7 protein-coding genes are annotated in these 5,318 nt (G+C 73.7%); 3 read left to right on the top strand and 4 right to left on the bottom strand.

Annotation, left to right across the window (positions count from 1 at the left end):
• On the bottom strand, positions 1–447 hold a 447-nt coding region (locus tag NS220_RS13710), incomplete at its 3' end, for a citrate/2-methylcitrate synthase (RefSeq protein WP_275934683.1).
• Between the two features lie 52 nt (positions 448–499).
• Here NS220_RS13710 and NS220_RS13705 point away from each other — a divergent pair.
• From NS220_RS13705 to NS220_RS13695, 3 genes are all read left to right on the top strand, one after another.
• Positions 500–1,678 (top strand): citrate synthase, encoded by a 1,179-nt coding sequence (locus NS220_RS13705; protein ID WP_058624595.1) that lies wholly within the window; start codon positions 500–502, stop codon positions 1,676–1,678.
• A 92-nt stretch (positions 1,679–1,770) separates the two neighbouring features.
• Positions 1,771–2,022, top strand: coding sequence for a type II toxin-antitoxin system Phd/YefM family antitoxin (locus tag NS220_RS13700; RefSeq protein ID WP_058624594.1), 252 nt, complete (start codon positions 1,771–1,773; stop codon positions 2,020–2,022).
• Complete coding sequence (locus NS220_RS13695) at positions 2,019–2,414, top strand: type II toxin-antitoxin system VapC family toxin (RefSeq protein ID WP_058624593.1); 396 nt, start codon at positions 2,019–2,021, stop codon at positions 2,412–2,414. Before NS220_RS13700 ends, NS220_RS13695 begins: the two co-directional genes overlap by 4 nt.
• A 4-nt stretch (positions 2,415–2,418) precedes the next feature.
• Here NS220_RS13695 and NS220_RS19390 read toward each other — a convergent pair whose 3' ends face one another.
• The 3 genes from NS220_RS19390 to NS220_RS13680 form a co-directional block, all read right to left on the bottom strand.
• Positions 2,419–3,333: an NTP transferase domain-containing protein gene (locus tag NS220_RS19390; protein WP_081323183.1), complete on the bottom strand. Its 915-nt coding sequence runs from the start codon at positions 3,331–3,333 to the stop codon at positions 2,419–2,421.
• 119 nt (positions 3,334–3,452) lie between these two features.
• Positions 3,453–4,640: a molybdopterin molybdotransferase MoeA gene (locus tag NS220_RS13685; RefSeq protein WP_081323180.1), complete on the bottom strand. Its 1,188-nt coding sequence runs from the start codon at positions 4,638–4,640 to the stop codon at positions 3,453–3,455.
• A 49-nt stretch (positions 4,641–4,689) separates the two neighbouring features.
• A complete protein-coding gene (locus NS220_RS13680) occupies positions 4,690–5,148 on the bottom strand; it encodes a GNAT family N-acetyltransferase (RefSeq protein ID WP_058624591.1) in 459 nt (152 codons plus the stop codon).
• Between the last annotated feature and the right edge of the window lie 170 nt (positions 5,149–5,318).

The following is a 5,318-nucleotide window of genomic DNA, read 5'->3' as shown; positions in this document are numbered from 1 at the left end:
CTTCGCCGCGATGGCCCCGGATCCCCCGCCGACGAGGGCAGCCGGGGCCATCGCGGCGAAGGCGATCGCGTCGTCGAGGCGCTCCTGCTCGCCGAGGTCGTAGAGCGCGGAGGAACGACGGACGGATGCCGCCAGCGTCCAGACCGCGCGGATTCGCGCGAGGGGCTGGTCGGTGTAGTCCGCGACCGCGGCGAGGAGGCCCGGCATCCGCGGGTCGGAACGGGCCTCCTCGATCCGCGCGGCGAAAGTCCGGGCAGCGGCGTCGTCGGGGAGCTCGCCCACGACGAGCAGATGCCAGACGTCCTCGAACGAGCGTTCGCGGGCGAGGTCGGTGGCCGAGTGGCCGCGGTAGTGGTAGACGCCGGCTTCGCCGTCGACGTCGCTGAGGGCGGTCTCGGCGGCCACGACGCCGGTGAGTCCGCGGGGCACATCGATGAGGTCGCTCATGCGCTCAGTGTGCGAACATGACGGCGACAGCGTCAACGTTGATCGGATCAATATGCTCTCCCCGCTCCCCCGTCTCACGGCCGCCCAGGTCGCCGCTCGTCTCGGCGTCAAGCCGCAGACCGTGTACGCCTACGTCTCGCGCGGCCTGCTCCGCCGCGAGCGCGACGCGCACGGCTCGACGTTCGATGCGCTCGAGGTCGAAGCGTTCGCCGGGGCGCGTCGGCGTGCCGCCCCCGCGCTCGCCCACCCGACCACCGGAATGCCGCTCGCCGTCGTGCACACCGACATCGCCGACATCGAGGACGGCGAGCTGCTGTACCGCGGTCGCCGCGCCCGCGATCTCACCGGCCGCCCGTTCGCCGAGATCGTGCAGTGGCTCTGGGACGCCGAGCGCGTCGACGCTCCGGACCCCGCGATCGGCAGCGCGCGCGAGCTGGTCGCGGCGCTTCCCCCGCACGCGGGTGCCATGGACCGGCTCCGCGCGGCGCTCACCGGCTTCGCCGCCGATGACCCTCTGCGCCACGATGCCTCCCCGGCCACGCTCCACCGCATCGGATGGACCCTGCTCACGGGCCTGCCCGTCGCCCTCGGCGGCGACCCGCACCTCGATACCGCGCGCTCCCTCGTGACCGCATGGCGCAGACCGTCCGACGACGCCACGGTCGCCGCCGTCAACGCGGCGCTGATCCTGCTCATCGACCACGACCTGTCGGTGTCGACCTTCGCCGCGCGGGTGGCGGCGTCGGCGAGAGCGGACGGGTACGCGGCGGTCAGCGCCGCCCTCGGCGCGGCCGACTCGCCGCTGCACATCTCGGCGGCGGCACGGACCGCACGCCTGTTCGCGCGCGTGCGGCGGGGGCTCGAACCCGAGCGGGCGCTGACCGAGGCGCTGCGGGACGGCAACGGCATCCCGGGCTTCGGTCACCCGCTCTACCCCGAGATCGACGACCGGGCCGACGCCCTGTTCTCGTTCGTCGCGCGTCTTCCCGACGGAGAGTCGACGATGGATGCCGTGCGCCGCCTCAGCGATGTCGTCGCCGACCGCACGCGCCTGCGACCGAACGTGGACCTGGCGCTGGCGGCGCTGGCATCCGGAGCCCGCCTCCCCGAGGACGCCGCGAGCACGATCTTCGTCCTCGGACGCCTCGCGGGCTGGATCGCGCACATCCGCGCCGAGTACGCGGAACGACCGATGCGCCTGCGGCCACGGGGCGAGTACGTGGGGCGGTGAGGCGCGCCCTTCGGACGAGCTTCCTGCGGCCGCGAGGTGAAATCGGCAGCTGGGCACCTCGACCTAGCCATCTGCCTGGCTAGGTTGCCGGCATGATGTACAACGTCCTCGAAGCGCGGAACAACCTCTCGAAGCTCATCGCCGAGGCCGAGTCGGGGGCCGAGGTGACGATCGCGCGACGCGGCGTCCCGGTCGCGCGGCTGGTACCGATCGATGACGCACCGCCGCGTCCGCGAAGCGCCTTCGCGACGTGGCTTCAGGAACATCCTCTGACGCCTGGGCACGCCCGACCGGTCGACGAGATCGAGGCGATCGTCGCCGAGAACCGGGCTGCCGGGGCGTGATCTACGTCGACAGCTGCCTGGTGATCTACGCCGTCGAACGCGACGACCACATCGGCGAGCGTGCGCGCTCAGCCCTCGCCGAAGCGGAGGAACCGATTGCGACCAGCCCGCTGGCTGTTCTCGAGTCGCTCGTCGGGCCGATGCGAGATGCCGATGCCGAGGCACAGCTGCGCATGTGGACCGCCTTCGACGCCTTCGAGCTGCTCCCGGTGCAACCGGATGCCTACCTCGACGCGGCGCTGCTGCGTGCCCGGTATCGGGGTCTGGGAACAGCGGATGCTCTCCATCTCGGGATCGCGCGGCAGGCGGGATGCACGGCGTTCTGGACGAACGACGCGCGGCTACAGACGGTCTCCGGCGGCCTCGCGGTCGACGTGATCGGGCGAGGCTAGCGGATCAGCGGTCTTCCCACCCGCGCGCCATCTCGACCACCGCGGCGACGGCGGCCTCGGTATCCGCGGGGGATCCGCCGGCGCGGCCGGCGACGAGCCCCGCGACGAAGGCGCTCAGCGGGGCGGCCGGGCGAGCCACGCCGTTCGCGACGTCGCGCGCGAGGTCGAGGATCAGCGAGATCGGGATGTCGCCCTCGCTCAGTCCGAAGCGCTCGGCGAGAGCGCCGCCCCACTCGTTCAGGGCCTCGGGCGGCAGGGTACGGGATTCGGTCATGGCTCCTCCTCGGGCTGCTCGAAGATCGTCCCACGTGTCGACGTCGCGCGTCAGGGCCGGGTCGACGGCGACCGGCTCGACGCGGAGCCCGCCGAGCAACGCCCGCATCGCGGCATCCTGTCCCCGATCCGGAAGGGCGGATGCCGCCGCCCGCAGCGCCGTGGTCCGGTATCGCCCGATGAGCCACTGGCGCCGACCGTCGTCGAGGCACGCTCCGTCGACACCCGTCGGGAGCGGGGCGGGTAGGGCCGCCACCGCGGGGCCCGCTGTCGGCAGGTCGCACGCGAGGACGAGGACCTCGTCGGCATCCACGTGCGGGAGAGCGGCGAGGAGGGCCGCGACCGGACCGCCGAAGGGCGGATCCTCGCGCGCCCAGGTGACGGCGAGGTCGTCGTCGAGTCTGGGGCCGACGACCACGATCGTGCTCGCTCCGACGGAGCGGGCCGCGTCGACACCGGCGCGCAACAGCGTGCGGCCGTCCACCTCGAAGAGAGGCTTTGCGGCCCCGCCCACGCGAGATGCGCGGCCCCCGGCCAGCAGAATCGCAGCGACCGTCGCCGCGGGGCCCGTCGCATCAGGGCCCGTCGCTGCTGGGGCCGTCACCGCGGGGGCCGTCGCCGCGGGACCCGTCACCGCAGGACCCATCGCCGCGGGACCCGTCACCGCAGGACCCATCGCTGCAGGACCCATCGCTGCAGGGCCCGTCGCTGCAGGGCCCGTCGCTGCGGGGCCTGTCACCGCAGGACCCGTCGCTGCGGGGTCCGTCACCACCGGGTCACCGTCACGAGGTCGCCGATCTCGAGGTCGCGCTCACTCGGCGGGATGATCGCGAGGCCGTCGGCGTCGCCGAGCCCCCGGGTTCCGTGCGCGGTCGGTGCAGCCATCCAGCGGGCGGGGTCGGAGCGGTCGAGGCGCACCGGTACGTACTGCACACGCTCCGGTCGGGCACGGCGGCCGGCGGCGAGCGCGACGCGGAGCGTCTCGCGGCCGAGCTCGACGTCGCCCTCGAGAGCGCGAAGCGCCGGTCGCACGAACAACTCGAACGAGACGGCCGCACTCACGGGGTTGCCGGGGAGGCCGAACAACAGCGTGCCCGAGGGGGTGCGTCCGAAACCCTGCGGTTTCCCCGGCTGCATGCGGACGCGGTCGAAGCGCATGAGGTCGCCGAGGGTGTTCTTCACGACCTCGTAGGCGCCCGCGCTCACCCCTCCCGAGAACACGACGACGTCGGCCCCGGCGGCTTCGGCGGCGGCGATGGCATCGCGCGGTCCGTCGCCCTCGTCACCGACGCTCGTGCGCAGCACGATCTCGGCTCCCGCCTCCTCCGCGAGACCGGCGAGGAGCACGCTGTTCGACTCCGGGATCTGCCCGCGCCGGAGCGGCTCGCCCGCGGGCTGCAACTCGGAGCCCGTCGACACGACGGCGACGCGGGGCGCGCGCGACACCGAGACCGTCCCGACGCCGGCCGCCGCGATGGCACCGAGTCGAGCGGCGTTCAGGCGGATGCCCTCCGCGACGACGAGCTCCCCCTCCCGGACATCCGAGCCGCGGGCGCGGATGTGGGCCCCCGGCCCGCGCGGGGCGACGACGACGGAGACGTGCTCGAGGCCGCCGGCGAGTCCCCGCTCGGTGTCTTCGAACGGGACGACCGCGGTGGCGTCGGTCGGCACGGGCGCACCCGTCATGATGCGGGCGGCGTCGCCGGCATCCATCCGCGGATCGTCGCGGGTGCCCGCCGGGAGATCGGCGATCACCCGGAGCGTGACCGGCGCGGTGACCTCGCGCACCGCGAACCCGTCCATGGCGGAGCTGTCGAATCCCGGCACGTCGACTCGGGCGAGAACAGGATGCCGCAGCACCCGGCCACGCGCCGCCGCGACGTCACGCTGCTCGGGCTCGAGAGGTCGCACGGCCCCGAGGACCGCCGCGAGGTGGTCGGCGACGTCGATCACGCGATCGATCCGCGGCGGAAGAGGGGCATGGTCTCAGCGTAGGCCGGGGTCAGAGGTCGAAGCGGTGCGGGATCGCACCGTCGCCGTCGCGATACGGCGCGAACCCCATCGCCGCGTAGTAGGCGAGGCCGGGAGCGTTGTCGGCCCCGATGGTCGCGTCGATGTGCCGGAGGCCGGCGGCCTCGGCGGCGGCGAGGGAGCGCGCGAACAGGCTGCGGCCGATCCCGCTCCGGCCGAACTCGGGGTGGATGTGAGTGCCGATGATCCCCCACCCCGTCTCGACCCCGTACGGATTGCCGTCCCAGGCGCGCTTCACAGACTGGAAGCCGACGACGACTCCGTCGCGGTCGGCCACGGTGCAGGAGATCGTGTGCGCCGCGTCGAAGTAGCGCTCCTCGACGAAGGCCGCGTCGACGGGCGACGGCCGGAGTCCCACGCGATGGATCGCGTTCTGCACCTCGACCATCGCGTCGACATCGGCGGGTCGCGCTTCGCGGAACTCGATCATTCAGCCATCCTCGCAGCCCCCTCCGACATCGGCCGGTGCGGTGCGTCCGTGCCGTGAGCGCGCGCCGGACCCGCGCGATGAGCCCGCGCGGGACTCGCGCAGTAAGCATGCGCAACCAGGCCGCGCGACCGCCCCGCGCTGGCCCCCGCGCTGGCCCCCGCGCTGGCCCC

Origin of the sequence: Microbacterium testaceum (assembly GCF_001476655.1) — a bacterium.
Classification (GTDB): domain Bacteria; phylum Actinomycetota; class Actinomycetes; order Actinomycetales; family Microbacteriaceae; genus Microbacterium; species Microbacterium testaceum_C.
Note: the sequence above shows the minus strand (reverse complement) of the source record. Positions and strands in the feature narration are given on the sequence as shown.

Excerpts from the sequence above, each read along its gene's own strand:
- NS220_RS13705 (WP_058624595.1), top strand. The coding sequence starts at position 500 with ATGCTCTCCCCGCTCCCCCGTCTCACGGCCGCCCAGGTCGCCGCTCGT.
- NS220_RS13700 (WP_058624594.1), top strand. The coding sequence starts at position 1,771 with ATGATGTACAACGTCCTCGAAGCGCGGAACAACCTCTCGAAGCTCATC.
- NS220_RS19390 (WP_081323183.1), bottom strand. The coding sequence starts at position 3,333 with ATGGGTCCTGCGGTGACGGGTCCCGCGGCGACGGCCCCCGCGGTGACG.
- NS220_RS13680 (WP_058624591.1), bottom strand. The coding sequence starts at position 5,148 with ATGATCGAGTTCCGCGAAGCGCGACCCGCCGATGTCGACGCGATGGTC.